Here is a 22,956-nt window from a genome sequence, read left to right as displayed (position 1 = left end):
GCTCCCTAATTTTGAACCGCTGCCCGTGCGGGCGGCGCCCTCCCATCCCCGCCCCCGCGCCGATGACCGCCCTTTCCCGCCCCGTTCCTTCCCTTGCCTGGCGCATCGCCGTCGCCGCCGTCCTGCTGCGGCTGACGTATATCGCGCTGGTGCAGGCCTACACCTTGTTGAGCCCGACGCCCTATGTGGAGCAACTGCGTGAAAGCTACACGCAGCCGCCGGTGCTGGCCCCGCTGCTGGCCAACATCGTCTCGACCCTGCTCATCGTCGGGCTCGCGGCCTGGGGCGCAACGCGCCAGTGGCTTGCGCGCCGCGATGCGGCAACCGTGGACCAGCCGGGCAGGCTGCTGGGCACGTTCCTGGCTTTGCAGGCGCTCTACACGCTGTGCCTGTCCAGCGGCATGGCCTACGCGCAGCACCTGTTGATGAGCGGCCTGATCAAGGAAGGTTCCTGGCTCCAGACGGCCCTCGGCCTGGATGTGGCCGGACGTTTCATCGTCATGAACCTGGGTATCCGCGTCGTCACGGTGGCGCTGGAGATCGCCGGTATCTGCCTGGCGCTGCGCATCGCCGCCTGGACCACCACCCCGGCCGTCCCCGGCGCCGGCTCAGCGCTGACCCGCCGGCATGCGGCATGGATCAGCGGTCTGACCATGCTGATCTGGCAGTCCAGCGTCTCGATCATGCTGGGCGGCTATCTGCAGATGCAGACGCTGGAAGCGGGGTGGACCCAATATGCACTGGGCTATTGGCTGCTGCCCGCCCTCCTGCTGGCGCTGGCTACGTTCGTCTGCCTGAAGGCACTGCCCCGCCCGCTGGCGCGGCCCGGCATCGGCCGCGCCGTGGCGCTCGGCAGCCTGGCGTTCTGGATCGCGCAGGTGTTGGGCATCGGCCTGGCCGTCGCAATGCTCAATTCCATGAGCTGGAACCAGATTGCATGGGCGGCCCAATCGAACGTGGCCGCCGTGCTGGCGCTGCTGGCTTACGGCGCGCTGCTGACGCTGGGTTGCCTGGCGGCCACGCGCCTGCTTCACCGCAAGCAAGACGCGCCGGCGCGGTAACCGGCGGCGCGCCGCGGCCTTTTTTTGCGCCGGCCCTGCCGGCAATACTGTCAGGTCAGATCGCCGCGCAGCGCAGCGTCAGCCACGCCAGCGCCTCGCCCTCGACCAGCGGCGACAGGCGCTCGAACACCGTCTTGTGATAGTCGTTCAGCCAGTCGATCTCATCTTCGCGCATCAGCGAGGGCTCGATGCAGCGGGTGTCGATGGGGCACATCGTCAGCGTCTCGAAGCACAGGAATTCACCCAGCTCCGAGGTCAGCCAGCTGCGGTTAGCGACCAGGTTCTCGATGCGCACGCCCCAGCGTCCCGGGCGGTAGATGCCCGGTTCGTTCGAGGTGATCATGCCCGGCTCCATGGCCGTGTGCGGACCCGGCATCGCGCGGTAGGAAATGACCTGCGGGCCTTCGTGCACGTTCAGGAAATAGCCCACGCCGTGGCCCGTGCCATGGCCGTATTCCGCGCCGCCTTCCCAGATGGGCGCGCGCGCGATGGCATCGAGCATGGGCGACGGCGTGCCGCGCGGGAACGATGCGCGCGACAGCGCGATCATGCCCTTGAGGACCAGCGTGAAATCGACCCTCTGGTCCGCGCTGGGCGTGCCCACCGCCACCACGCGCGTGATGTCCGTCGTGCCGCCCAGGTACTGGCCGCCCGAGTCGATCAGCAGCAGGCCGTCGCCTTCGATCGTGGCGTGCGATTCCGGGGTGGCGCGGTAATGCGGCATGGCGCCGTTGGCGTTGAAGCCCGCGATGGTGGCAAAGCTGGGGCAGACGTACGCCGGACGGCGCGCGCGGGCGGCCGTGATCTGCTCGTCGATAGTCAGTTCGGTGATGGTTTCCTTGCCCAGCGCGCCTTCGAACCAGGCGAAGAATTCGCAGAGCGCGGCGCCGTCCTGCGCCATCGCCTGACGCACGTTCGCCAGTTCGGCGTCGGTCTTGCGCGACTTGAGCAGCGTGGACGGATTGATCGCTTCCACGCGCGGCACGGCCGGATCCATGGCATGGAACACCCCGCAGGTGACGCGGGCCGGATCGATCAGCAGCTTCTGATCCACTTCCAAGGAGGCCAGCGCATCCGCGGCGTGGGCGTAGTCCGCAACTTCGACGCCGTCGGCGGCCAGGATGGCGCGCAGGCTGTCATCGATCTTGCCGTCGGCCACGAAGAGCGTGGCGTGGTCCAGGCCGACCAGCGCGTGGCCGACAAAGACCGGGTTGTAGTCCACGTCCGCGCCGCGCAGGTTGAACAGCCAGGCGATATCGTCAAGCGTGGAAATGAAATGCACGTCGGCGCCATGCTTGCGCATGGCGTCGCGAACCTGAGCCAGCTTGTCGGCGCGGGTCACGCAGGCGTCGGGCGCGACGTGTTCGTAGATCTTGGCGTCCGGCAGCCCGGCGCGATTAGCCCAGACCTCGTCCAGCAGGTCTTCGCGGATCTCCAGCACGGCGCCAGAGGCGGCTGCGGCAGCGGACAAGGCGCGGAAAGCGCCCAGGCCCAGCACCTGGCCGTCCACCCCGATGACGTCGCCCGCGCCGGTGTTGGCGGCCAGCCAATCGACATGGCCCGGCGTCGTGGCCAGCGCAATCTTCATCAGTTGCACGCCCGTGCCCGCAAGCTGGGCTTCGGCCTGGACCCAGTAGCGGCTGTCCACCCACAGGCCGGCAAAGCTTGGCGTGACCACCAGCGTGCCCACCGACCCCGTGAAGCCCGACAGCCAGCGCCGCCCCTGCCAGCGGGCCGGCAGGTATTCGGACAGGTGCGGGTCCGAGGAAGGAACGACGTAGGCAGTCAGACCGCGGCGGGTCATGGCCTGCCGCAATTGGGCAATACGGGCGTCGGTGCTAGACATGGAAGATGGGATCCTTAGCGCAACATGAAAGACATGGCGGCCAGGCTGTTCAGCGTGCGGATGGCGGACTGCATGCTATCCGTGGTGAATCGCAAGGTGACGCCGTCCACGCGTTCGAGCGTGGGCCACATGCAGAACAGATCGGCGAGCGCCGAGCTCTGCGTCTGCAACCGGCATTCTATAGGCGCGGGAATGCGGAAAGGAACGGCTTTCTTGTCGCCGCCGCGCATGAAATTACGCACCGCTGTTTCGGCGGCCGCAGCAATCGCGCGGCGCGAGGCGGCGGGCGACAACGTGATGCCGCTGCCCTGCCCGTGCGCAACCTTGGTCTGCACCCATTCGGCGCCGGGAAAGGTGTCGCGGGTCTCCTCGATGAACACGTCGTCGCCCGTGCCCAGGATGACGGGCACGCCCAACTCGCCGGCCAGCGCCCCGTACAGGCCCGCTTCGCCCAGCTCCATGCCGTTGATGACGACGCGCGCGAACGCAAAGCTGTTGATGGTGTGGGCCAGGATGCCGCGGCCTTGCGAGCGCGAGTGGTAGCCGATCATGAAGACGGCGTCGCACGCCTCTTCCAGCCCGCCCATCATGCCCAGGTAACGCGGCTTGCCCAGCACCAGGCGGGCGCGCTCGTCCAGGCCATCGGGCAGCAGGTTGCGAAAGCCGCCGTGCGAGTCGTTGACCAGGATCTCTTCGGCGCCGCCCGCGATGGCGCCTTGCACGGCCGCGTTGGCCTCGGCGGTCATCCAGGCGCGAGCACGCTCGTACTCGCCGTTGCCGGCACGGACCTGCTCGGCATGGAAGACGCCGGCGACGCCTTCGATATCGGTGGAAATAAGGATCTTCATGAAAGGGGCCTTGAAAATGTTCAGAGTTCGGTGTCGGACAGCCACTGGCGCCAATCGGGCGCGGCGTGGCGGATGCAATCGCGGTGGTTCCCGTCGCGCCCGGTCACGCTTTCGGCGTGCCACAGCGCGGCAATGATGGCCTGTTCGCAGGCTTCGGCGGCGGCCTCGAAGAGCGGATCGATGCGGGCCTCGTGCAACATGGCGATCGCGGGCATGGGCGACTCGGCCAGCTGCGGAATCGTGTATGCCGTCGAAAACGCCAGCGCAATGTCGCCGCTGCCGTGGCCGAACACCGAGCCGGTGCGCGCCAGCCCCGCGCCCGCGCGCAGCGACAGCCGGCGCAACTGCCGAGCATCGAGCGGCGCGTCGGTGGCCACCAGCAGGATGATCGATCCCTTCTCAGGGGCGATCACCGCGTTTTCGCCTTGCTGCGCCAGCTTGCCGTCAAGCTGGTCCGCCAGCCGGCGGCCAAACGGCCTGCCCGCCACCGTCAGGTTGGGCAAACGGCCGAAGTTGGAAAGCACCAGCGCGCCCAGGGTGTACTGCGGTCCGTCCTTGATCCGCGCCACGCGCGAAGCCGAGCCGATGCCGCCCTTGAACGAAAAGCTGGACATGCCCCGGCCGGCGCCAACGGCGCCCTGCGCGAAACGCTTGCCGGCGGCGGTCAGCGCGTCGGCGTAATGCGATTCCTGAACCGCCATCGCCTGGATGTCGTTCAGGAACCCGTCGTTGCACTCGAAGACCAGCGGGTTCACGGTCGCCATGCCGCGGCCGATGCCGGGGTTGGCCGCGACCGCGGCGCGGATCTGCGCATTGGCCACCGTGCCCACGCCGAACGTATTGGTCAGCGCGATCGGCGTTTCCAGCACGCCCAATTCCTGCACCTGAACCAGACCCGTGCTCTTGCCAAAGCCGTTCAGCACGGTGGCCGCGGCCGGCGTCTTGTCCAGGAAGGGATCGCCGCCATGCGGGCGCACGACGGTCACGCCCGTCTGCAGCGGGCCATCGGCCAGCGTGCAATGGCCGACGGTGATCTCGCCCACGTCGCAGATCGAGTCCAGCGGACCCGAGGGCAGTACGCCGATCCGCGGGATGTCCAGCGCTTGTTTGTCCATGTTCGTCTACGTGTCGCCACGCTCCAGAATGCAAAACGCCGCCACCCTGGGTCCGGGACACGCGCGGGGCAGCGCGTGGCGGACGGAGGCGGCGGCGGAAGAATCGCCCTCCACGCCGGCCTGGGCAATCAGGCCGGCGGCAGGTTTACTTGCGGTCGATCTTGGGATCGAGCGCGTCGCGCAGGCCGTCGCCCAGCAGGTTGAACGCCAGCACCGTCAGGAAGATGGCAAGCGCCGGGAAGATGGCGACGTGCGGTGCGATGACCATGTCGGCGCGCGCTTCGTTCAGCATCGCGCCCCACTCCGGCGTGGGAGGCGAAGCGCCCATGCCCAGGAACGACAGGCTGGCCGCGGTGATGATCGAGGTGCCGATCCGCATCGTGCCGTACACCACGATCGGCGAGATCGTGCCGGGCAGGATGTGGCGCATGATGATCGTCCAGTCGGACGCGCCCACGCTCTTGACGGCTTCGACGTACGTCATCTGCTTGATCGACAGCGTGTTGCCGCGCACCAGGCGGGCAAACGCGGGCACGCTGAACACGGCCACGGCCACGATCACGTTGACCATGCTGGAACCCAGGATGGCGACCACGCCGATGGCCAGCAACATGCCGGGAAATGCCAGCAGCACGTCGGAGATACGCATCGTGATGCGTTCCCACCAGCCTTCGTAGTAGCCGGCCATCAGGCCCATGAACGTGCCGACGATGGCGCCCATGGCGACCGACAGGAAGCCGGCGGCCAGCGAGATGCGCGCACCCATGATGATGCGGCTGAAGATGTCGCGGCCCAGCGAATCCACGCCCAGCCAGTGAGCGAGGGACGGACCGGCGTTCAGCGCGTCGTAGTCGAAGAAGTTCTCAGGGTCGTACGGCACGATCCACGGCGCGAAGACCGCGACGATGACCAGCAGCAGGACGAAGAGGCCCGCGCCGACGGCAAGCTTCTGCTTCTTGAATTTGCGCCAGAACTCGGTGGCGGGCGTGCGCACGTCGTTCTTGGGAACGGCGGCGATGGTTGCGGCGGGTGTCGTATTGCTCATGGCCGCCTCACTTGTAACGGATGCTGGGATTGATGACGCCATACAGCACGTCGACAATCAGGTTGATCAGGATGAATTCCAGCGAGAACAGCAGCACGAGGCCCTGGATCACCGGATAGTCGCGCTGGGTCACGGCGTCCACCAGCAGGCGGCCAAGGCCGGGCCAGTTGAACACGGTCTCGACCACGATCGAGCCGCCCAGGAGGAAGCCGAACTGCAGGCCCATCATGGTCACGACGGGAATCAGCGCGTTGCGCAGCGCGTGCTTGATGATGACGCGGCGCTCGGACAGGCCCTTGGCGCGGGCCGTGCGCACGAAGTCTTCCTGCACGACTTCCACGAACGACGCCCGCGTGAAGCGCGCCATCACGGCGGCCACGGCGGCGCCCAGCGTGATGGAAGGAAGAATGTAGTGTTGCCAGGTCGAGGCGCCCACCGTGGGGAGCCAGCCAAGGTTCACCGAGAAGATCTGCATCAGCATCATGCCCAGCGCGAACGCGGGGAACGAGATGCCGGACACCGCCAGCGTCATGCCAAGACGGTCGGGCCAGCGATTGCGCCATACCGCCGACACGATGCCGATGATCATGCCAAAGCCAACGGACCACACCATGCTCGCAAGGGTGAGCCACAAGGTGGGCATGAAACGGTCGGCGATTTCGGTCGAGACGGGGCGCTTGGTGCGCAGCGAGGTCCCGAGGTCGCCCTGCAGCATGTGGCTGAAGTAGCGCACGAACTGCTGCGGCAGGGGCAGATCCAGCCCAAGTTCCTTGCGCACGAGCTCGACGGTCTGCTGGTCGGCTTCGGGCCCGGCGGCCAGTCGCGCCGGGTCGCCCGGAAGCATGTGCACAAACAGGAACACGACCACCGCTACCAGCAGCAGCGTGGGGATCATGCCCAAAAGACGTTTGACGATGTAGGTCAGCATTGAAATTCCTGCAACATCGGCGGGGACACCGCGTCCCCGCCGTATGTGGCCTTACAAGGGCCCGAAGGCCCCGAGAGTTACTGCTTGGTTTACTGCTTCAGGTCGATGTCGCCGAACCAGAACGAGGTGTCCGGTTCCACGTACACGCCCGACAGGTTCTTCGACTTGACGTACAGGTTGTTCTGGGTCACCAGGAAGGCCCACGGGGCGTCCTTCCAGATGGTTTCCTGAACGTTCTTGTAGATCTCGGTCTTCTTGGCGCGATCGGTCGTGGCCAGCGCTTGCTGGACGCCGTCGTCAACCGACTTGTTCGAGTAGTACGACACGTTGTTCAGCACCGGCGGGAACGCGGCGGTGGTCAGGAGCGGACGCAGGCCCCAGTCGGCTTCACCGGTCGAGGACGACCAGCCGGCGTAGTACATGCGGACCTTGGCGTCTTCAGGCTTTTGCACCTGTTGAACGCGCTGCACGCGCTGGCCGGATTCCAGGACTTCCACGGAAACCTTGATGCCGACCTGGGCGAGCTGCTGCTGCAGGAACTGAACGACCTTCACCGAGGTGCCGTCGTTATAGGCGGACCACAGCGTGCTTTCGAAGCCGTTGGGGTAGCCGGCTTCGGCCAGCAGGGCCTTGGCCTTCTTGATGTCGTAGGGCCATGCGCCGATCTTGTGCGCGTAGTCCACGCCTTGCGGCACGACGCCGTCGATGACGGTGGCGTAGCCCGAGAACGCGACCTTGGCCAGGGCGTCCTTGTTGATGGCGTAGTTGATGGCTTCACGCACCTTGACGTTGTCGAACGGCTTTTGCTGCGTGTTCATCGACAGGTAGCGGGCCATGATCGAGTTCTTGTGATCGACCACGTCCAGCTTTTCGTTCTTCTTCAGCACGGCGGCCTGCTCGAACGGCACCGGGAAGGCGAAGTGCGCTTCACCCGTCTGCACCACGGCGGCGCGGGTGTTGTTGTCGGTCACGGTGCGGAAGGTCAGCGTGTCGACCTTCGGGTAGCCCTTCTTCCAGTAACCGTCGAACTTCTTGACCTTCAGGTATTCAGCCGGCTTCCATTCGACGAATTCGAACGGGCCCGTGCCGACCGGGTGAAAGCCGATTTCCTTGCCGTACTTGGCCAGGGCAGCGGGCGAGATCATCATGGCGGCCGGGTGGGCCAGCGCGTTGATGAAGGCCGAGAACGGCTTCTTCAGCGTGATCTTGACGGTCATCGGATCGACCACTTCGGTCTTCTCGATGACGCTGAACTGGATGTAGCGCGACAGGCGGTTGTCCGGGTTGGCCGGACGATCGAAGTTGATCTTGACCGCTTCGGCGTTGAAGTCGGTGCCGTCGTGGAACTTCACGCCGGGACGCAGCTTGAACGTGTAGACCAGGCCGTCTTCGCTGACCGTGTAGTCGGTCGCCAGGACCTTCTGCACCTTCAGGTCCTTGTCGAACTCGAACAGGCCTTCATAGTAGGCCTTGCCAGCCGCCTGGTTCAGCGTGCTGTTGGTGTTGTAGGGATCAAGCGTTTCCAGCGCGATGGAAACGGCGAACGTCACGTCCTTGGCGGCATGGGCCATCGGCGCGGCGAGCACGCCGAAGGCCAGCGCGGCAGCGGCCATCAGCTTGGTGGGGCGCAGAACTTTCATCATTGCAACTCCTGGTTCCAAAAAAAGGTCAACTACTGAGTCAATACGCGCCGCCGACGGGATGGCGGGCTACAAAATGATCCGGACCGACCTGCACCAGCGGCTGCACCACCGGTTCGTCGTTCAGTTTGCGGATCGGGCTGGGGATTTCATCGGACAGCAAGGTGCGCTTCATGTGACGGCGCGCCGGATCGGCGATCGGCACGGCCGACATCAGCTTCTTGGTGTAGGGATGCTGGGGATTCTCGAAGATCGCGCGGCGCGGACCGATCTCGACGATCTGGCCCAGGTACATCACCGCCACGCGGTGGCTCACGCGTTCGACCACGGCCATGTCGTGCGAGATGAACAGGAACGAGATGCCCATGTCGCGCTGCAGGTCGATCAGCAGGTTCACGATCTGCGCCTGGATCGACACGTCCAGCGCCGACACGGATTCGTCCGCGATCACGACCTTCGGATTCAGGGCCAGGGCGCGCGCAATGCAGATGCGCTGGCGCTGGCCGCCCGAGAACTCGTGCGGATAGCGCTGCGCCATTTCCGGCGGCATGCCCACGCGCTCGAGCAGTTCGGCGACGCGGCGCTCGGCATCCTTGCCCTTGGCCACGCCGTGCACCAGCAGCGGCTCCATGATCGAGAAGCCCACGGTCACGCGCGGATCCAGCGACGCGAACGGGTCCTGGAACACGAACTGGATGTCGCGGCGCAGGGACTGCAGTTCGCTGTTCTTCAGGCGCACGATGTCGCGGCCGCCGAAGCGGATTTCGCCGCCCTGGCTTTCCACCAGGCGCAGCAGCGAGCGGCCGGTCGTGGACTTGCCGCAGCCGGACTCGCCGACCAGCGACAGGGTCTCGCCCGGGTACAGATCGAAGCTGACCTTTTCCACGGCGTGCACGCGGCGCTGGACGCGGCTCATGATGCCGCCGCGCAGGTCAAAGCGCGTCACCAGGTTGCGCACGCTCAGGATGGGCTCGCGCTTGCCGGCGGGCACTTCCTGCGTGCTGACGGCGCCGGCCTCGGCCACGGGCTGGGCCTTGCCATCGACCTGCAGCAGCGGGAAGCGCGCGGGCAGGTCCGTGCCCTGCATGGCGCCCAGCTTGGGCACCGCCGACAGCAGCGCCTTGGTATAGCTATGCTGAGGCGCGGCAAACACGCGGTCCGACGGGCCTTCCTCGACCTTGTCGCCGCGGAACATGACCAGCACGCGGTCGGCCACTTCGGCCACCACGCCCATGTCGTGGGTGATGAACACCACGCCCATGTGCATTTCATCTTGAAGCTGGCGGATGAGCTGCAGGATCTGGGCCTGGATCGTCACGTCCAGCGCGGTGGTCGGTTCGTCGGCGATCAGCAGCGCCGGCTTGCAGGCCAGCGCCATGGCGATCATGACGCGCTGGCGCATGCCGCCCGACAGTTGATGGGGATAGCGGTCCAGCACCGACTTGGCTTCGGGAATGCGGACCTGTTCCAGCATGCGCAGCGCTTCGGCGCGTGCCGAGGCGCCATCCATGCCCTGGTGCTCGCGGATCGATTCGGCGATCTGGTCGCCGGCCGTGAACACCGGATTCAAGGAGGTCATCGGCTCCTGGAAAATCATGGCCATGTCGGCGCCGCGCACATCGCGCATCACGCGCTGGCTGGCATTGGCCAGGTCGATCACGGAGCCGTTGCGCCGGCGCAAGGCCATGCTGCCCTGGGCGATGCGGCCACCGCCATGTTCCACCAGACGCATCAGCGCCAGCGACGTCACCGACTTGCCCGAACCCGATTCGCCCACGATGGCCAAGGTCTCGCCCCGGTCCACATGAAACGACAGATTGCGCACGGCTTCGACCGTGCGCTCGGAACCCACGAAGCGCACCGTCAGGTCGTCGACCTGGACCACGCGGTTATCCGGCAGCGCCAGGCTGTTTGCGCGATCAACCATCTCTTCTCATTCCCAAAATAAACCTACTGATCCAAACCGCCGCCGCTCATCGGTAGATGGCGGTTACCGGCTTCTCGCCAACGCGGGCGTAACCCCGGTACATGCCTTCCGTGTTGAACGGCAAGGCCATATTGCCCTGGGCGTCGACGGCCACCAGGCCGCCCTTGCCGCCGATGGTGGGCAGTTTTTCCATTACGACGCGGTCCGCCGCCGCTTCCAGCGAGGCGCCGCAGTATTCCATCTGGGCAGCCACGTCGTACGCGGCAACCATGCGGATGAACATTTCGCCCGTGCCCGTGGTGGACACGGCGCAGGTCTTGTTGCTGGCATAGGTGCCGGCGCCGATCAGGGGCGCATCGCCCACGCGGCCGACCTGCTTGTTGGTGATGCCGCCGGTGGAGGTGGCGGCGGCCAGGTTGCCCTGGGCATCGACGGCCACGGCACCCACGGTGCCGAACTTCTTGTCGGCGTCCAGCGGATCGGCGGGCGCGGGCTGGCCGCGCGCGACCATGGCCTGGCCGTCGTGGTCCAGCACGGCGGCGTCCGGCGTTTCGCGCTGCACGCGCAGCAGCTGCTCGCGGCGGGCGTCGGTCGAAAAATACGAGGGATCGACGAGTTCCACGCCTTCCTGAGCGGCGAACGCTTCAGCGCCCTCGCCCACGAAGAACACGTGCTTGCTGTTTTCCATGACCTTGCGCGCGGCAAAGATGGGATTGCGCACGCGGTTCACGTTGGCGATGGCGCCGGAACGCAGCGTGGCGCCGTCCATGATGGCGGCGTCCAGTTCATGGGTGCCGGCACTGGTGAACACAGCGCCGTGACCGGCGTTGAACAGGGGGCAGTCTTCGAGCAGGCGCACGGCTTCGGTGACGGCGTCCAGGGCGCTGCCGCCCTTGGCCAGCACGGCCTGGCCGGCGGTCAGGATCGACTCCAGCGCCGCGAGGTATTCCTGTTCTTTCTCGGCAGACATGGCCGCGCGGGACATCGCGCCGGCGCCACCGTGAATGGCAATCACGGGTTGAATCATCGTTTACCTACTCCATGGATGAGCCACGGCATCACGGACTGGGTCACCCCAGCAGCGGCCGCAACGGAATTCTTGGCCCGATAGGCCACCGCCGCGGACAGGGCTTCGATGAGCCCCAACGCGGCGGTTTCGGAATTGGGAATGAGCTGGCGCGCCGAGAAGGCGTACAGCACGACGGACGCTGTGGGCGCCAGCGGCGAGGTGGGCTTGTCCGTCAGCACCAGCACCGGCACCCCGGCCTGTTTGGCCGCGCCGGCCAGCGTCACGGTGTCGGCCAGGTAACGCGGAAAACCGATGGCGATCACCAGGTCGTTACTGGTCATGCGCGACATCTGACGCGCCGCGTGCGACACGCCGCCGGGACCAGCCAGCGATTCCACCGAATGCAGGTGCATGCACAGGCCGCGCTGCAAGAGGCCTGCGAGAAACCCGCTGGCGCCGAAACCGATGATGAAGACGCGATCGGCGGCCAGAATGGCGTCGACCGCCTGTTCACAGGCAGCGGAATCCAGCGCCTGCAGGTTGCGCTGCGCGTTGCGGATGTCTTCTTCGAGGGTCGCGGCAAAGATCTGGACGGCGCTGGCCGAGTGGGCCAGCTCGGTGCGCAGCTTCTCGACCGGTTCCAGCGCGGCTTCGAAGCCGCGGGCCAGTTCGGCGCGGAACTGCGGATAGCCCGGCAGGTCCAGGGCGCGCGCAAACCGGTTGGCCGTGGCGACCGACACGCCCACTGCCGCCGCGAACTCATCGATGGTCATGGTGGCGACGCGGAACTGGTGCGCCAGCACGTACTCGGCCATCTTGTGCTGGGTCCGGCTCAGCGCGGGCTGGGCCCGGGCGATCCGATCAGCGATCGTAATGGCGGACTTGGTCATCGAACAGCGTGGTGGAAATCAGGCGGCGGGTTTATGTAAATCTGTTTACACACAAATTTTAGTTAAGAAAATAGATTTTCATACTAAGGGTATACCCGTGAATAGATGTAACAATCAGGCCTGAAAAATCGGGGCCGGTTTGCGTTACGCTAGTTGCCCTGTTTTTTGTCCCGCTATCTGGAATGACCCGCATGACACCCGCCTGGATCTGCAAGCCCCACGCCGACCTGACGCCCGCCGAGCTCTACGCCATCCTGCGGCTGCGCTCGGAAGTGTTCGTGGTGGAACAGAACTGCGTGTTTCTCGACATGGACGGCAAGGACCTGCAAGGGCAGACCGAGCACCTGATGGCCTGGCACGACGGCGAACTGGTGGCCTATTGCCGCCTGCTGGAGCCGGCCCTGAACGACGGCCGCGCCGTCATCGGCCGCGTGATCACCGCCCCCGCCGCCCGCGGCACGGGCCTGGGCCACGAACTCATGCGCCGCGCCAAGGAAGAAGTGCACCGTCTGTGGCCGGATCAGCCCGTATACCTGGGCGCGCAGGCCCGATTGAAGGGTTATTACGGCGGCCACGGCTTCGTGCCGGTCACCGAGGAATACATGGAAGACGGCATCCCTCATGTGGGGATGCTGTTGAGTGAATCGGCCTGAGCCCCTGAAACGTTCAGCGGGCGCCGCCCTAGCGGCCGGCGGGGGAAAAGCGTGCGAAGAAGCCCTGGCTAATCTCTGCACGCTCAATTTTTCCGCCCTCCGCGATGTACACGTCGATACGGCTAAACGGCTGAGTGATCTCCATGCGGTCGCCTTCTTCGCGCGGGAATGAGATCAGCAACCACATATCCGACGCCGGGAACATCGCAGTAGGTGACGAGACGGACTGCCCAGGAGTCAAAAGAAACCGGGTCGTATCGTGATTGTCATTGAAGAAAACAAGGAGTTCGGCGCTTGCATCTTGCGAGTAGTGCAACGCGACAACTGGCCTGCAGAAGTACATGAACAGCATCCAGAGCAACGGCGCAGCGCACAGAACGACTCCCGCACATCGGAGGGCACGGCGCATTGTCACTTTCGTGGTTCTCGTCGGCATGTGTGCGGTTCTTTCGCGACGTCCTTTCCGTGGCCCCATGGAATTGGCACGGCGCTGACATGTTGGAGAAGGATCTCGGCAGTCAGTTCATGAGGCTTGATTGCCGCATATAGATCGATTCCCAGCTTGATGGAAATGTGATCAGTCACGTCGTCCGCGCTCGCCGGCCATGGGCCGTTCCGCGGGTGATTCTGTTGCGGTTTCCGCTTCCAGAGGTCAAGCGCCGCCTGTGCCAAACCTGCCCCATTGATCAGCTCGGCAGCAGTGAACCCAAGTGCAATACCGACGTATCCGAAATGGATGTTGGACCAGATGTCAAAGTAGTAGTCGAAGTCACCATACTTCTGCCAGCCGATATTGAAATCTTGGCCAAGCATCTGCCGTAACGCTGGCTTGTGGTCCCAAGGGCGGTTCGGCCCGATGATATCCGCGAAAAGCGCGTAGGCATGCAACTTTTTCTCGGCCAACATTTCCAGGTAGGTCTTCCGGCCTGAAAGCTTCGTGTACCACGAAGCACGCTCCGAATCCTCGTTGTACGCCCTGAAGTCGTAATGATTGGCGTCGTGAATCTCGCGTCCCTGCCGGGAGAAGGGATTGGTCTTCATCTCCCGTACGATGAATTTCGCCAGCGGCACAGCCGTGTCGGTGTGAGTGCAATCGGCCTGGCGCAGGCTATTGTCCAACAGACTGGCATCGGACGATGTTCGCACGATGTCTCCCGGGCCGGGATCCAGCACCGCAATCTGCTGGCTGGCGAATAGCTTTGCGCCGCAGGCAGTCTTCATGCCTTCGATCGCTATCAGGCCACCACCGATAGCAAAGCTGGAAACACCTTCGACGATGGGGAAAGTGCCTTTGCACTGCGGACAAGCGACCAAGTGGCCCATGCCCGCAGCCGCCCTGCCCTCGATCAGGTACTCGAGGAAGCCCTGCGTCACCTTCCCCCCATGTGAAGTCTTGTCACCGATTCGAACAACGGGGCGACCTGCCATGTAGCGGCTCCTGACAATTACCGTTGGGCTTGAGTCTACGTATCGCAGACCGCCACTCAATAAGAAAAGTCGGAAACCGCATTCGGGAATCGGCCAGCCTTTGACGGCGCACGGAAGTTGGCTGAAAGGTGCTTCTACACGTAAAACCCCCCGAAGGGTGGATCTCGTCCAACCTTCGGGGGTCAGTTCAGCCGGGGTAAGGCCGGTAGCGGCCTACTGCACCGCAGACACGTCCAGCTTCGCCGCCGTCTTGGACTTGATCTCGTCCACCGTCACGCCGGGCGCCGTTTCCAGCAGCTTCAGGCCGTTTTCGGTGACTTCCATCACGCCCAGGTCGGTGATGATGAGATCGACCACACCCACGCCGGTCAGCGGCAGGTTGCACTCGGGCAGCAGCTTGATGTCCTCGGTGCCGTCCTTTTTCTTGGCCACGTGTTCCATCAGCACGACCACGCGGCCGACGCCGGCCACCAGGTCCATCGCGCCGCCCATGCCCTTGACCATCTTGCCCGGGATCATCCAGTTGGCCAGATCGCCCTTTTCGGAGACCTGCATCGCGCCCAGGATCGCCAGGTTGATCTTGCCGCCGCGGATCATCGCGAACGAGTCGGCCGACGAGAAGATCGAGGAGCCGGGCAGCGTCGTGACGGTCTGCTTGCCGGCGTTGATGAGGTCGGCGTCGACCTGATCGTCGGTGGGGAACGGGCCGATGCCCAGCAGGCCGTTTTCGGATTGGAGCCACACTTCCACGCCCGCGGGGACGTGGTTGGCAACCAGCGTGGGCAGGCCGATGCCCAGGTTCACATAAAAGCCGTCTTGCAGCTCGCGCGCGGCGCGCGCCGCCATTTCATCGCGGGACCATGCCATGTCGTCTTCTCCTTAGGCCGGGCGAGTGGTGCGTTGTTCGATGCGCTTTTCGGGCGTCGCGTTCAGCACGATCCGTTGCACATAGATGCCGGGCAGGTGGATCTGATCCGGGTCCAGGCTGCCGGTGTCGACGATTTCCTCGACTTCGACCACCGTGAACTTGCCGGCCATTGCGACGTTCGGATTGAAGTTGCGGGCCGTCTTGCGAAACACCAGATTGCCGCTGCGGTCGGCGATGTGCGCCTTGACCAGCGACACGTCCGGCACCAGCGAGCGTTCCATCACGTACTGCTGGCCGTCGAACTCACGGATTTCCTTGCCGTCGGCCACGATGGTGCCCACGCCGGTGCGGGTGAAGAACGCCGGAATGCCGGCGCCGCCGGCACGCAGCTTTTCAGCCAGCGTGCCCTGCGGCGTGAACTCAAGCTCGAGTTCGCCCGACAGGTATTGGCGTTCGAATTCCTTGTTCTCGCCCACGTAGGACGCGATCATCTTGCGCACCTGGCGCGTGTTGAGCAGCTGGCCCAGGCCAAACCCATCGACGCCCGCGTTGTTGCTGATGCAGGTGAGATCCTTGACGCCCGAATCGCGCAGCGCGGCGATCAGCGCCTCGGGGATACCGCACAGGCCGAAACCGCCCACGGCGATCATCTGACCGTCCTTGACGATGCCTGCCAGCGCCTCCTGGGCGCTTGCATAAACCTTGTCCATCGCTCCAACTCCTAGTTAAGGTCTAACCAAAGTGAGCCCGCCCCGCCGCTACCCGCGCACGGGTCCCGGAAAAATTGGGGAATCGGGACAAGCCCAGTCGTTCCTTGGGGCGCGGCTGTTGGCGCCCGCTACCCGGGCATCGCGGCGAAGCCCGATTTCCGTGAAGCGGCGGCGCCGAGGGTGGCGCGCCCTCATTGCTTTTCTGATTTTGCGCTAGATTTTACCGGCATGACCGGCCAAAGCACGCGCTATTTTGGCCGGTGCGCGGCCCGCGGCCGCACGCGCTTACTCAGCCGGCGTGAACTGCGTGGCCATCTGCGCCAGGACTTCGGGCGGCCACGGTGCGGACGTATTGGCCACGTAATCCATCCAGACCAGCACATTGCGGCCGCGCGCATAGGGGCCTGCGTCGTCGCCGACCTTCTCGAGCAGCAGCTCGAATTCGGCGCTGGAGCGGCCGATGCGCGTAACCTTGTGCGTCACGCGCACGGTGGCCGGATAGGTCAGCGGACGCAGGAAATCGCACGACGCATGCGCCAGGATCGCGCCATCGTCGGCCGGCAGCTTGAAGCCCGCGTTATACAGAATCTGCATGCGGGCCTCTTCCATGAGGCGGAAATACAGCGTGTTGTTCAGATGGTTCAGGGCGTCTGAATCGCCCCAGCGCAAAGGCAATTCGAGCTGATGGGTGTCGCCCACCGATAGCAGCCGCGCAGACAGATTGTCCGGGTTCACCAATAACTCCTGAAGGCTAAAAGAAATGCGAAGGCATACAGGACCCTCGCCTGCAATACAATCGCCGATAATACTTCCAGCCATATATGGAATACATACGGGGAGCTTTGCAAATGTCTGAACGCGAGTCGATGGAATATGACGTGGTCGTGGTTGGCGGTGGTCCCGCCGGCCTGGCCACAGCAATCCGTCTGAAGCAGCTGGCCGCTGAGAAGAATCAGGAGATTGGCGTCTGCGTACTTGAGAAGGGTGCGGAACTGGGCGCGCACATCCTGTCCGGCGCCGTGATGGACCCGCTGGCGCTGACCGAGCTCATCCCCGACTGGAAGGACAAGGGCGCGCCGCTGAACGTGGCCGTCACGCAGGACAAGTTCCTGTTCCTGTCCGAGACCGGCGCGCGCGCCACGCCCAACTGGCTGCTGCCCCCCTGCTTTCACAACGAAGGCAACTACATCGTCCGTCTGGGCGACGTCGTCAAGTGGATGGGCGAACAGGCCGAAGCGCTGGGCGTTGACATCTTCCCCGGCTTTGCGGCCGTCGAAGTGCTGTACGACCAGAATGGCGCCGTCCGCGGCGTGGCCACGGGCGACATGGGCGTGGCCCGCGATGGCAGCCACACCGACCACTATCAGCCGGGCATGGAATTGCACGCCCGCTACACCGTGTTCAGCGAGGGCTCGCGCGGCCAGCTCGGCCGCCAGCTCATCGAGCGCTTCAAGCTGGACGACGGCCGCAATCCGCAGTCGTACGGCATCGGCATCAAGGAAATGTGGGAAGTCGATCCGGCCCAGTCCAAGCCCGGCCTGGTGATCCACACCGCCGGCTGGCCGCTGGATTCGGACACGTACGGCGGCTCGTTCCTCTATCACCTGGACAACAACCTCGTCGCCGTGGGCATGATCGTCGGCCTGGATTACGCCAATCCGTGGCTGTCGCCCTTCGATGAGTTCCAGCGCTACAAGACGCACCCCGCCATCCGCGGCACGTTCGAAGGCGGCAAGCGCATCGCTTACGGCGCCCGCGCCATCACGGCGGGCGGCCTGCTGGCGCTGCCCAAGCTCACGTTCCCGGGCGGCGTGCTGGTCGGCTGCGAAGCCGGTTTCCTGAACGCCTCGCGCATCAAGGGCAGCCACGCCGCCATCAAGTCGGGCAAGCTGGCCGCCGAAGCCGCGTTCGACGCCCTGGTTGCGGACCGCCGCCAGGACGAACTGACTGCATACCCCAAGGCCTTCGAGGCCTCGTGGCTGCACGCGGAATTGAACAAGGCCCGCAATTTCAAGCAGTGGTTCAAGAAGGGCCGCACGGTCGCCACGCTGATGACCGGCATCGAGCAACTGCTGCTCAAGGGCAAGATGCCCTGGACGCTGCGCCACAACAAGCCCGACCACGCCTGTCTGCAGCCCGCGTCGCAATGCGCGCGCATCGACTATCCCAAGCCCGACGGCAAGCTCACGTTCGACAAGCTGAGTTCGGTGTTCATCTCCAACACCAACCACGACGAGAACGAACCCGTCCACCTGACCCTCAAGGATCCGTCCGTGCCGGTCAAGGTGAACCTGGCCAAGTACGGCGGCCCCGAGTCGCGCTATTGCCCGGCCGGCGTGTACGAGTTCGTCAAGGACGACCACGGCGACGACCGTCTGCAGATCAACGCGCAGAACTGTGTGCATTGCAAGACCTGCGACATCAAGGACCCCACGCAGAACATTGTCTGGGTGGCGCCGCAAGGCGGCGAAGGGCCGGTCTACAGCGGCATGTGATACCCCGGGCGCATTGCGCCCGCCCGAAAGGCGCCCCGCGGGGCGCCTTTTTTTCCGACTGCCTGGAGCGACACCATGAGCGAACGCGTACTTCTCATCGGCTGCGGCGACCTGGGCCAGCGCGCGGCGCAACGCTTTCTGGCGCGCGGCGACGAGGTCCATGCCCTGCGGCGCCATCCCCCCGCCGGCGACACGAGCGGCATCCAGTGGCTGCAGGGCGACATCACCCGCCCCGACACGCTGAACGCGCTGCCGCAAGGCGTGACGCGGCTCATCCACCTGCCCACGCCCGGTGCGCGCGATCCGCAGGCCTACCGCGGCGTGTTCGTGGACGGGCTGGCAAACGTGCTGCACGCGCTGGATCGATCGCAGCTCAAGCGCATCGTGTTCGTCTCGTCCAGCGCGGTGTATGGCGAGCATCATGGCGCCTGGGTGGACGAGGACACTCCGCCTGCTCCGCAAGGCTTCAACGGCCGCGTGCTGCTCGAAGCCGAAGCTGCGCTGGCGGCGCAGCCGGTTTCGTCGACGGCATTGCGGCTGGCGGGCCTGTATGGGCCCGGCCGCATGCAGCTCATCGAGCGGCTGCGCAGCGGCGCGGCCGGCGCGCCGGTACAGCCCGAACACTGGGCCAACCGCATCCACATCGACGACGCGGCTGCCGCGGTGGCGCATCTGGCGCTGCTGCCGCAGGTCGCGCCGGTGTATGTGGGCTGCGACGACACGCCCCTGCCGCTGCACACGCTGTATGCCGAACTGGCCGCGCTGATCGGCGCCCCCGCGCCGCGCGAGGCGCCCGCGCCGGCCAATGTGGGCAGCAAGAAACTCAGCAATGCCCGGTTGCGCGCCAGCGGCCTGTCGCTGCAATGGCCGGACTCGCGCCAAGGCTACGCCGCCCTGCTGGCTAAGGACAACGCGTCGCAGGCATAGTTCGGTCTTCGCCGAATCGTTGCCGCGGGCGCGGGCGGATACTGTTGGCCGTCTCCATTGCCCGCCGTCACCATGCCGCCCGCCCATCCCCTGGCCGCCGTCACACACCCCGATCCGTATCCCTACTATGCCGAGCTGGCGCGCGAGCGTCCGCTGTACCGGGATACGGCGCTGGGCATGTGGATCGCCTCGCATCCCGACACCATCGCGACCATCCTGCGGCATCCCGGCGCACAGGTGCGTCCCGCGGATGAGCCCGTGCCGCGCGGCTTGTGCCCCGGCCCTGCGGGAGACCTGTTCGGCCGGTTCGTGCGCATGAACGACGGCGCGGCGCATGCGCGCTTGAAGCCGTTGCTGACGGCGTTCATCGCGCACCAGGCGTCGGAACCGTTGCAAGCGCATCATGAAGGACCATTGCCGCCGCTGCCGCAGCAACCAGCCATCCCGGCATTGCAGGATTGGCTTGGCGCGGCGCCGCACGACCCCGCCGCCGTCGACCGCTATCTGTACACGGCGCCCGTGCATGCGCAGGCGGCGTTCCTGGGACTATCCAAAGCCGTTCATGCGGATTGCGCGGCCGATATCGCCGCTTTCATTTCCGCCCTGCCCGCCGATGCGGGCGCAGACCGGACCTCGGCGGGCCACGCCGCCGCCGCGCGCCTGCAAGCCCGCATGCAGACGCATCTGGCGGGCCCCGAGGCCACCCCGGCACTGCGCGCATTGCATGCAGACGCACTGCAAGCAGGCATTACGCCCGAACAGCTGGCCGCCAACCTGGCGGGCCTGCTGTTCCAATCTTGCGAAGCGGGCGCGGGACTGCTGGGCAATGCGCTCATCATGGCCGGCCGGCGCGGCGCGGCGTGCGTGCAGACACGCGAGGACGCCCTGCGCATGATCGACGACACCGTGCGCCGCGATCCGCCCTTGCACAACACGCGGCGGTTCATGGCCGCGCCGCTTGATGTTGGCGGACAGCGCATCGAAGCCGGCCAGACCGTCCTGCTGGTGCTCGCCGCCGCCGCCATGATCGAACCCGAGGCGGGATGGATCTTTGGCGCGCACCGCCATGCCTGCCCCGGCGCGTCGCTGGCGCGAAGCCATGCAGCCGATGCGCTGCTGCACGTGTTGCGGAAGGGCATGGACCCTGCCCCGCTGGCGGCGCGCTTTCGCTATCGTCCGCTGCCCAACGCCCGCGTGCCCCAATTTGATTTTCCCGAGGATCACAACCGATGATTGCCGTGATATTCGAAGTCGAGCCCGCCCATGGCGACCCAGCCCCATATCTGGACATCGCCGCCGGCCTGATCGATGAACTGCGCACCGTGGACGGTTTCATTTCCGTCGAACGCTTTCAAAGCCTGTCCACGCCAGGCAAGCTGCTGTCGCTGTCATTCTGGCGCGACGAAGCGGCAGTCAAGCGCTGGCGTTCGCTGGAATCGCACCGCCGCGCTCAGCAGGCCGGGCGCGGCGGGGTGTTTCAGAACTACCGCCTGCGCGTTGCGCAGGTGCTGCGCGACTACGGCATGCAGGAGCGGGACGAGGCGCCCGCCGACAGCCGCCAGCGGCACGGGTGAAACTGCAGGGATGCGATCGTCCGGGACGCGCTCGTCCGGGACGCCATCCCTTTGCCCCCGGACCGCCTACCGCAGCAGACGGCCCACCGTCTCGACCACGCGCCGCACGTCCTCGGCCGACACATCCAGGTGCGTCACCAGGCGGGTCGGACCGCCGTAGACGGCGCGCATCAGGATGCCTTCCTTGCCCAGCGCTTCGGTCAGCGCGTCGCAGCGCGACGGCTCGAACCGCGCGAACACCATGTTGGTGTCCTGGCTCAGCACGTCCACGCCCGGGATGGCGCGCAGGCCTTCGGCCAGCAGGCGCGCATTGTCGTGATCCTGGGCCAGCCGTTCGACGTTGTGCTCCAGCGCGTACAGACACGCGGCCGCCAGCACGCCCGCCTGGCGCAGCCCGCCGCCCAGCATCTTGCGCCAGCGATGCGCGCGTTCGATCAGTTCCTTGCTGCCGACCAGCACCGATCCGATCGGCGCGCCCAACCCCTTGGAAAAACAGATGGACACCGTATCGAAGGGCGCGCACAGCTCGGCCACGGGCTTGCCGCTTGCGACCGCCGCATTGAACACACGCGCGCCGTCCAGGTGCGTGGAAAGCCCCTGCTCGCGCGCCCACGACGTGGCGGCCTGGATGTAGGCGGCCGGGATCAGCTTGCCGTGAAAGGTGTTCTCCAGCGCCAGCAGACGCGTGCGCGCAAAGTGCGGATCGCCTTTGGGCTTGACGGCCGCGGCCAGCTTTTCCAGCGGCAGGGATCCGTCGGGCGCATGCTCGATGGGTTGCGGCTGGATGCTGCCCAGCACCGCCGCGCCGCCGCCTTCGTACTTGTAGGTATGGGCAAGCTGGCCGACCAGGTATTCGTCGCCGCGGTCGCAATGCGCCATCAGCGCGGCCAGGTTGCTTTGCGTGCCCGACGGAAAGAACAGGCCCGCGGCCTTGCCGGTGCGTTCGGCCAGGGTTTTTTGCAGGCGGATCACGGTGGGATCGTCGCCCATCACGTCGTCGCCCACGGGGGCAGTGGCCATCGCCTGCAACATGGCGGCGCCGGGCCGGGTGACGGTATCGCTACGCAGATCAATCATGAAGGTTCCAGGAAAACGGGGAAACGGGAAGTCGGAAGGGTCAATCGGCTTTCGCTGCCGGCGCCGCGCGGCTGACGACAAAAATGCCCGCCAGAATCAGCACCATGCCGCCCAGCTCGACCGGCGTGGGCCGCTCGGACAGGAACGCCCAGGCCAGCAGCATGGCCACGACGGGCACACCGAGGCTGGACAGGCCGGCGATCGACGCGGGCACGCGGCGCACGACCTGCAGCCACAGCAGCCAGCCTGCCGCGGTGGCGATCAGCACAATGTATGTCATGCCGGCCCAGAGCTGCCAACCCCATTGGGCGGGCATCTGCGGCACCAGCCAGGCCACGGGCGTCATGACCAGGCCGCCGAACAGCATCTGCCAGGCGGTGAACGTCATCACATCCGGCGCGTGGCGATCGAACATGCGCTTGGACAACACCGTGCCCACGCCCCAGCACAGGCCGCTGCCCAGGCCCAGCAGCACGGGGCGGATGTCGCCCAGGCCGTTCCAGGGCTCGACGAAACAGACCAGCCCGACAGCAGCCAGCGCGATGCCGGCCGCGTGGCGGGCGGTGGGCCGCTCGCCCAGCAGCCACCAGGCAAACAGCACGACCCAGAACGGCATGGTGTACGCCATGAGCGACACCTTGCCCACCCCGCCGTCCACCAGCGCGGTCTGCACGAAGCCCTGGAATCCCGCGGTCTGCGTCAGGCCGATCAAGAGCGTCAGTTTCCAGGGCGGCATCGACAGCGGCCGGCGCGTTGCGATCGCCAGCGCGAAGAGCACCAGGCTGCCCACCACGTAGCGCAGCGCCACGAAGTCGAAGGGGCCGATGTAGGGGACGATCAGTTTCATCGCGATCCAGCTACCGGCCCAGACCAGGATGGTGCTGAACATCAGGGCAAGCCCTGCGCGATCGAAAC

The 22,956-nt window shown here is 65.8% G+C and carries 22 protein-coding genes; 6 read left to right on the top strand and 16 right to left on the bottom strand.

The window, feature by feature from the left end; genetic code table 11:
- Positions 1-62 precede the first annotated feature (62 nt).
- Positions 63-1,061, top strand: coding sequence for a hypothetical protein (locus tag LN047_RS06780; RefSeq protein ID WP_373981381.1), 999 nt, complete (start codon positions 63-65; stop codon positions 1,059-1,061).
- Positions 1,062-1,116: 55 nt separating this feature from the next.
- On the opposite strand, the gene LN047_RS06775 is transcribed toward LN047_RS06780, so the two are convergent.
- The 9 genes from LN047_RS06775 to LN047_RS06735 form a co-directional block, all read right to left on the bottom strand.
- Positions 1,117-2,907 carry an aminopeptidase P family protein gene (locus LN047_RS06775; protein ID WP_373981380.1) on the bottom strand — a complete coding sequence of 597 codons (1,791 nt, stop codon included), beginning with the start codon at positions 2,905-2,907 and terminating at the stop codon, positions 1,117-1,119.
- A 14-nt stretch (positions 2,908-2,921) separates the two neighbouring features.
- Complete coding sequence (locus LN047_RS06770; RefSeq protein ID WP_179691170.1) at positions 2,922-3,755, bottom strand: M55 family metallopeptidase; 834 nt, start codon at positions 3,753-3,755, stop codon at positions 2,922-2,924.
- Between the two features lie 20 nt (positions 3,756-3,775).
- Positions 3,776-4,870 carry a P1 family peptidase gene (locus LN047_RS06765; protein ID WP_373981379.1) on the bottom strand — a complete coding sequence of 365 codons (1,095 nt, stop codon included), beginning with the start codon at positions 4,868-4,870 and terminating at the stop codon, positions 3,776-3,778.
- A gap of 145 nt (positions 4,871-5,015) precedes the next feature.
- Complete coding sequence (gsiD, locus tag LN047_RS06760; RefSeq protein WP_056322031.1) at positions 5,016-5,915, bottom strand: glutathione ABC transporter permease GsiD; 900 nt, start codon at positions 5,913-5,915, stop codon at positions 5,016-5,018.
- 7 nt (positions 5,916-5,922) lie between these two features.
- Positions 5,923-6,843: a glutathione ABC transporter permease GsiC gene (gsiC, locus tag LN047_RS06755; RefSeq protein WP_056322028.1), complete on the bottom strand. Its 921-nt coding sequence runs from the start codon at positions 6,841-6,843 to the stop codon at positions 5,923-5,925.
- An 89-nt stretch (positions 6,844-6,932) separates the two neighbouring features.
- On the bottom strand, positions 6,933-8,486 hold the full coding sequence (gsiB, locus tag LN047_RS06750) for a glutathione ABC transporter substrate-binding protein GsiB (RefSeq protein ID WP_062840581.1): 1,554 nt from the start codon (positions 8,484-8,486) through the stop codon (positions 6,933-6,935).
- Positions 8,487-8,523: 37 nt separating this feature from the next.
- Positions 8,524-10,410, bottom strand: a complete 1,887-nt coding sequence (locus tag LN047_RS06745) for a dipeptide ABC transporter ATP-binding protein (RefSeq protein ID WP_373981378.1) — start codon at positions 10,408-10,410, stop codon at positions 8,524-8,526.
- A gap of 46 nt (positions 10,411-10,456) precedes the next feature.
- Positions 10,457-11,437 carry an isoaspartyl peptidase/L-asparaginase family protein gene (locus LN047_RS06740; protein ID WP_373981377.1) on the bottom strand — a complete coding sequence of 327 codons (981 nt, stop codon included), beginning with the start codon at positions 11,435-11,437 and terminating at the stop codon, positions 10,457-10,459.
- Positions 11,434-12,309, bottom strand: coding sequence for a MurR/RpiR family transcriptional regulator (locus LN047_RS06735; RefSeq protein WP_056322019.1), 876 nt, complete (start codon positions 12,307-12,309; stop codon positions 11,434-11,436). The genes LN047_RS06740 and LN047_RS06735 overlap by 4 nt, the downstream gene beginning before the upstream one ends.
- 191 nt (positions 12,310-12,500) lie before the next feature.
- Here LN047_RS06735 and LN047_RS06730 point away from each other — a divergent pair, with 191 nt between their 5' ends.
- The gene (locus LN047_RS06730; RefSeq protein WP_280004103.1) at positions 12,501-12,962 is read left to right on the top strand and encodes a GNAT family N-acetyltransferase; all 462 of its coding nucleotides are present in this window, start codon (positions 12,501-12,503) and stop codon (positions 12,960-12,962) included.
- A gap of 28 nt (positions 12,963-12,990) precedes the next feature.
- Here LN047_RS06730 and LN047_RS06725 read toward each other — a convergent pair whose 3' ends face one another.
- From LN047_RS06725 to LN047_RS06705, 5 genes are all read right to left on the bottom strand, one after another.
- A complete protein-coding gene (locus LN047_RS06725) occupies positions 12,991-13,371 on the bottom strand; it encodes a hypothetical protein (RefSeq protein WP_373981376.1) in 381 nt (126 codons plus the stop codon).
- Positions 13,372-13,373: 2 nt separating this feature from the next.
- Positions 13,374-14,390, bottom strand: coding sequence for a PAAR domain-containing protein (locus LN047_RS06720; RefSeq protein WP_373981375.1), 1,017 nt, complete (start codon positions 14,388-14,390; stop codon positions 13,374-13,376).
- A 213-nt stretch (positions 14,391-14,603) separates the two neighbouring features.
- Positions 14,604-15,257: a CoA transferase subunit B gene (locus tag LN047_RS06715; RefSeq protein WP_056322014.1), complete on the bottom strand. Its 654-nt coding sequence runs from the start codon at positions 15,255-15,257 to the stop codon at positions 14,604-14,606.
- Between the two features lie 12 nt (positions 15,258-15,269).
- Positions 15,270-15,968, bottom strand: a complete 699-nt coding sequence (locus LN047_RS06710) for a CoA transferase subunit A (RefSeq protein ID WP_332011532.1) — start codon at positions 15,966-15,968, stop codon at positions 15,270-15,272.
- Positions 15,969-16,253: 285 nt separating this feature from the next.
- Complete coding sequence (locus LN047_RS06705; RefSeq protein ID WP_108005086.1) at positions 16,254-16,706, bottom strand: thioesterase family protein; 453 nt, start codon at positions 16,704-16,706, stop codon at positions 16,254-16,256.
- A gap of 110 nt (positions 16,707-16,816) precedes the next feature.
- Here LN047_RS06705 and LN047_RS06700 point away from each other — a divergent pair, with 110 nt between their 5' ends.
- The 4 genes from LN047_RS06700 to LN047_RS06685 all read left to right on the top strand — a co-directional run bounded on the left by LN047_RS06700 (position 16,817) and on the right by LN047_RS06685 (position 20,964).
- A complete protein-coding gene (locus tag LN047_RS06700) occupies positions 16,817-18,463 on the top strand; it encodes an electron transfer flavoprotein-ubiquinone oxidoreductase (protein WP_373981374.1) in 1,647 nt (548 codons plus the stop codon).
- 75 nt (positions 18,464-18,538) lie between these two features.
- Complete coding sequence (locus LN047_RS06695) at positions 18,539-19,390, top strand: NAD-dependent epimerase/dehydratase family protein (protein WP_373981373.1); 852 nt, start codon at positions 18,539-18,541, stop codon at positions 19,388-19,390.
- Between the two features lie 72 nt (positions 19,391-19,462).
- Positions 19,463-20,623 (top strand): cytochrome, encoded by a 1,161-nt coding sequence (locus LN047_RS06690; protein WP_373981372.1) that lies wholly within the window; start codon positions 19,463-19,465, stop codon positions 20,621-20,623.
- Entirely contained in the window at positions 20,620-20,964 is a 345-nt protein-coding gene (locus tag LN047_RS06685; protein ID WP_056322000.1) for an antibiotic biosynthesis monooxygenase, read from the top strand. The genes LN047_RS06690 and LN047_RS06685 overlap by 4 nt, the downstream gene beginning before the upstream one ends.
- Before the next feature lie 66 nt (positions 20,965-21,030).
- Here the strand turns inward: LN047_RS06685 and ltaE are convergent, their stop codons facing one another.
- Positions 21,031-22,041 (bottom strand): low-specificity L-threonine aldolase, encoded by a 1,011-nt coding sequence (gene ltaE / locus LN047_RS06680; RefSeq protein ID WP_142050257.1) that lies wholly within the window; start codon positions 22,039-22,041, stop codon positions 21,031-21,033.
- A 40-nt stretch (positions 22,042-22,081) separates the two neighbouring features.
- A complete protein-coding gene (locus LN047_RS06675) occupies positions 22,082-22,930 on the bottom strand; it encodes a DMT family transporter (protein WP_346539345.1) in 849 nt (282 codons plus the stop codon).
- Positions 22,931-22,956: the final 26 nt, after the last annotated feature.

It is taken from the genome of Achromobacter sp. JD417, from assembly GCF_041879325.1.
Classification (GTDB): Bacteria; Pseudomonadota; Gammaproteobacteria; order Burkholderiales; family Burkholderiaceae_B; genus Achromobacter; species Achromobacter mucicolens.
Note: the sequence above shows the minus strand (reverse complement) of the source record. Positions and strands in the feature narration are given on the sequence as shown.

Bases quoted from the DNA above. Each gene is read 5' to 3' on its own strand.
- LN047_RS06780 (WP_373981381.1), top strand. From the start codon at position 63: ATGACCGCCCTTTCCCGCCCCGTTCCTTCCCTTGCCTGGCGCATCGCC.
- LN047_RS06775 (WP_373981380.1), bottom strand. From the start codon at position 2,907: ATGTCTAGCACCGACGCCCGTATTGCCCAATTGCGGCAGGCCATGACC.
- LN047_RS06770 (WP_179691170.1), bottom strand. From the start codon at position 3,755: ATGAAGATCCTTATTTCCACCGATATCGAAGGCGTCGCCGGCGTCTTC.
- LN047_RS06765 (WP_373981379.1), bottom strand. From the start codon at position 4,870: ATGGACAAACAAGCGCTGGACATCCCGCGGATCGGCGTACTGCCCTCG.
- gsiD (WP_056322031.1), bottom strand. From the start codon at position 5,915: ATGAGCAATACGACACCCGCCGCAACCATCGCCGCCGTTCCCAAGAAC.
- gsiC (WP_056322028.1), bottom strand. From the start codon at position 6,843: ATGCTGACCTACATCGTCAAACGTCTTTTGGGCATGATCCCCACGCTG.
- gsiB (WP_062840581.1), bottom strand. From the start codon at position 8,486: ATGATGAAAGTTCTGCGCCCCACCAAGCTGATGGCCGCTGCCGCGCTG.
- LN047_RS06745 (WP_373981378.1), bottom strand. From the start codon at position 10,410: ATGGTTGATCGCGCAAACAGCCTGGCGCTGCCGGATAACCGCGTGGTC.
- LN047_RS06740 (WP_373981377.1), bottom strand. From the start codon at position 11,437: ATGATTCAACCCGTGATTGCCATTCACGGTGGCGCCGGCGCGATGTCC.
- LN047_RS06735 (WP_056322019.1), bottom strand. From the start codon at position 12,309: ATGACCAAGTCCGCCATTACGATCGCTGATCGGATCGCCCGGGCCCAG.
- LN047_RS06730 (WP_280004103.1), top strand. From the start codon at position 12,501: ATGACACCCGCCTGGATCTGCAAGCCCCACGCCGACCTGACGCCCGCC.
- LN047_RS06725 (WP_373981376.1), bottom strand. From the start codon at position 13,371: ATGCGCCGTGCCCTCCGATGTGCGGGAGTCGTTCTGTGCGCTGCGCCG.
- LN047_RS06720 (WP_373981375.1), bottom strand. From the start codon at position 14,390: ATGGCAGGTCGCCCCGTTGTTCGAATCGGTGACAAGACTTCACATGGG.
- LN047_RS06715 (WP_056322014.1), bottom strand. From the start codon at position 15,257: ATGGCATGGTCCCGCGATGAAATGGCGGCGCGCGCCGCGCGCGAGCTG.
- LN047_RS06710 (WP_332011532.1), bottom strand. From the start codon at position 15,968: ATGGACAAGGTTTATGCAAGCGCCCAGGAGGCGCTGGCAGGCATCGTC.
- LN047_RS06700 (WP_373981374.1), top strand. From the start codon at position 16,817: ATGTCTGAACGCGAGTCGATGGAATATGACGTGGTCGTGGTTGGCGGT.
- LN047_RS06695 (WP_373981373.1), top strand. From the start codon at position 18,539: ATGAGCGAACGCGTACTTCTCATCGGCTGCGGCGACCTGGGCCAGCGC.
- LN047_RS06690 (WP_373981372.1), top strand. From the start codon at position 19,463: ATGCCGCCCGCCCATCCCCTGGCCGCCGTCACACACCCCGATCCGTAT.
- LN047_RS06685 (WP_056322000.1), top strand. From the start codon at position 20,620: ATGATTGCCGTGATATTCGAAGTCGAGCCCGCCCATGGCGACCCAGCC.
- ltaE (WP_142050257.1), bottom strand. From the start codon at position 22,041: ATGATTGATCTGCGTAGCGATACCGTCACCCGGCCCGGCGCCGCCATG.
- LN047_RS06675 (WP_346539345.1), bottom strand. From the start codon at position 22,930: ATGTTCAGCACCATCCTGGTCTGGGCCGGTAGCTGGATCGCGATGAAA.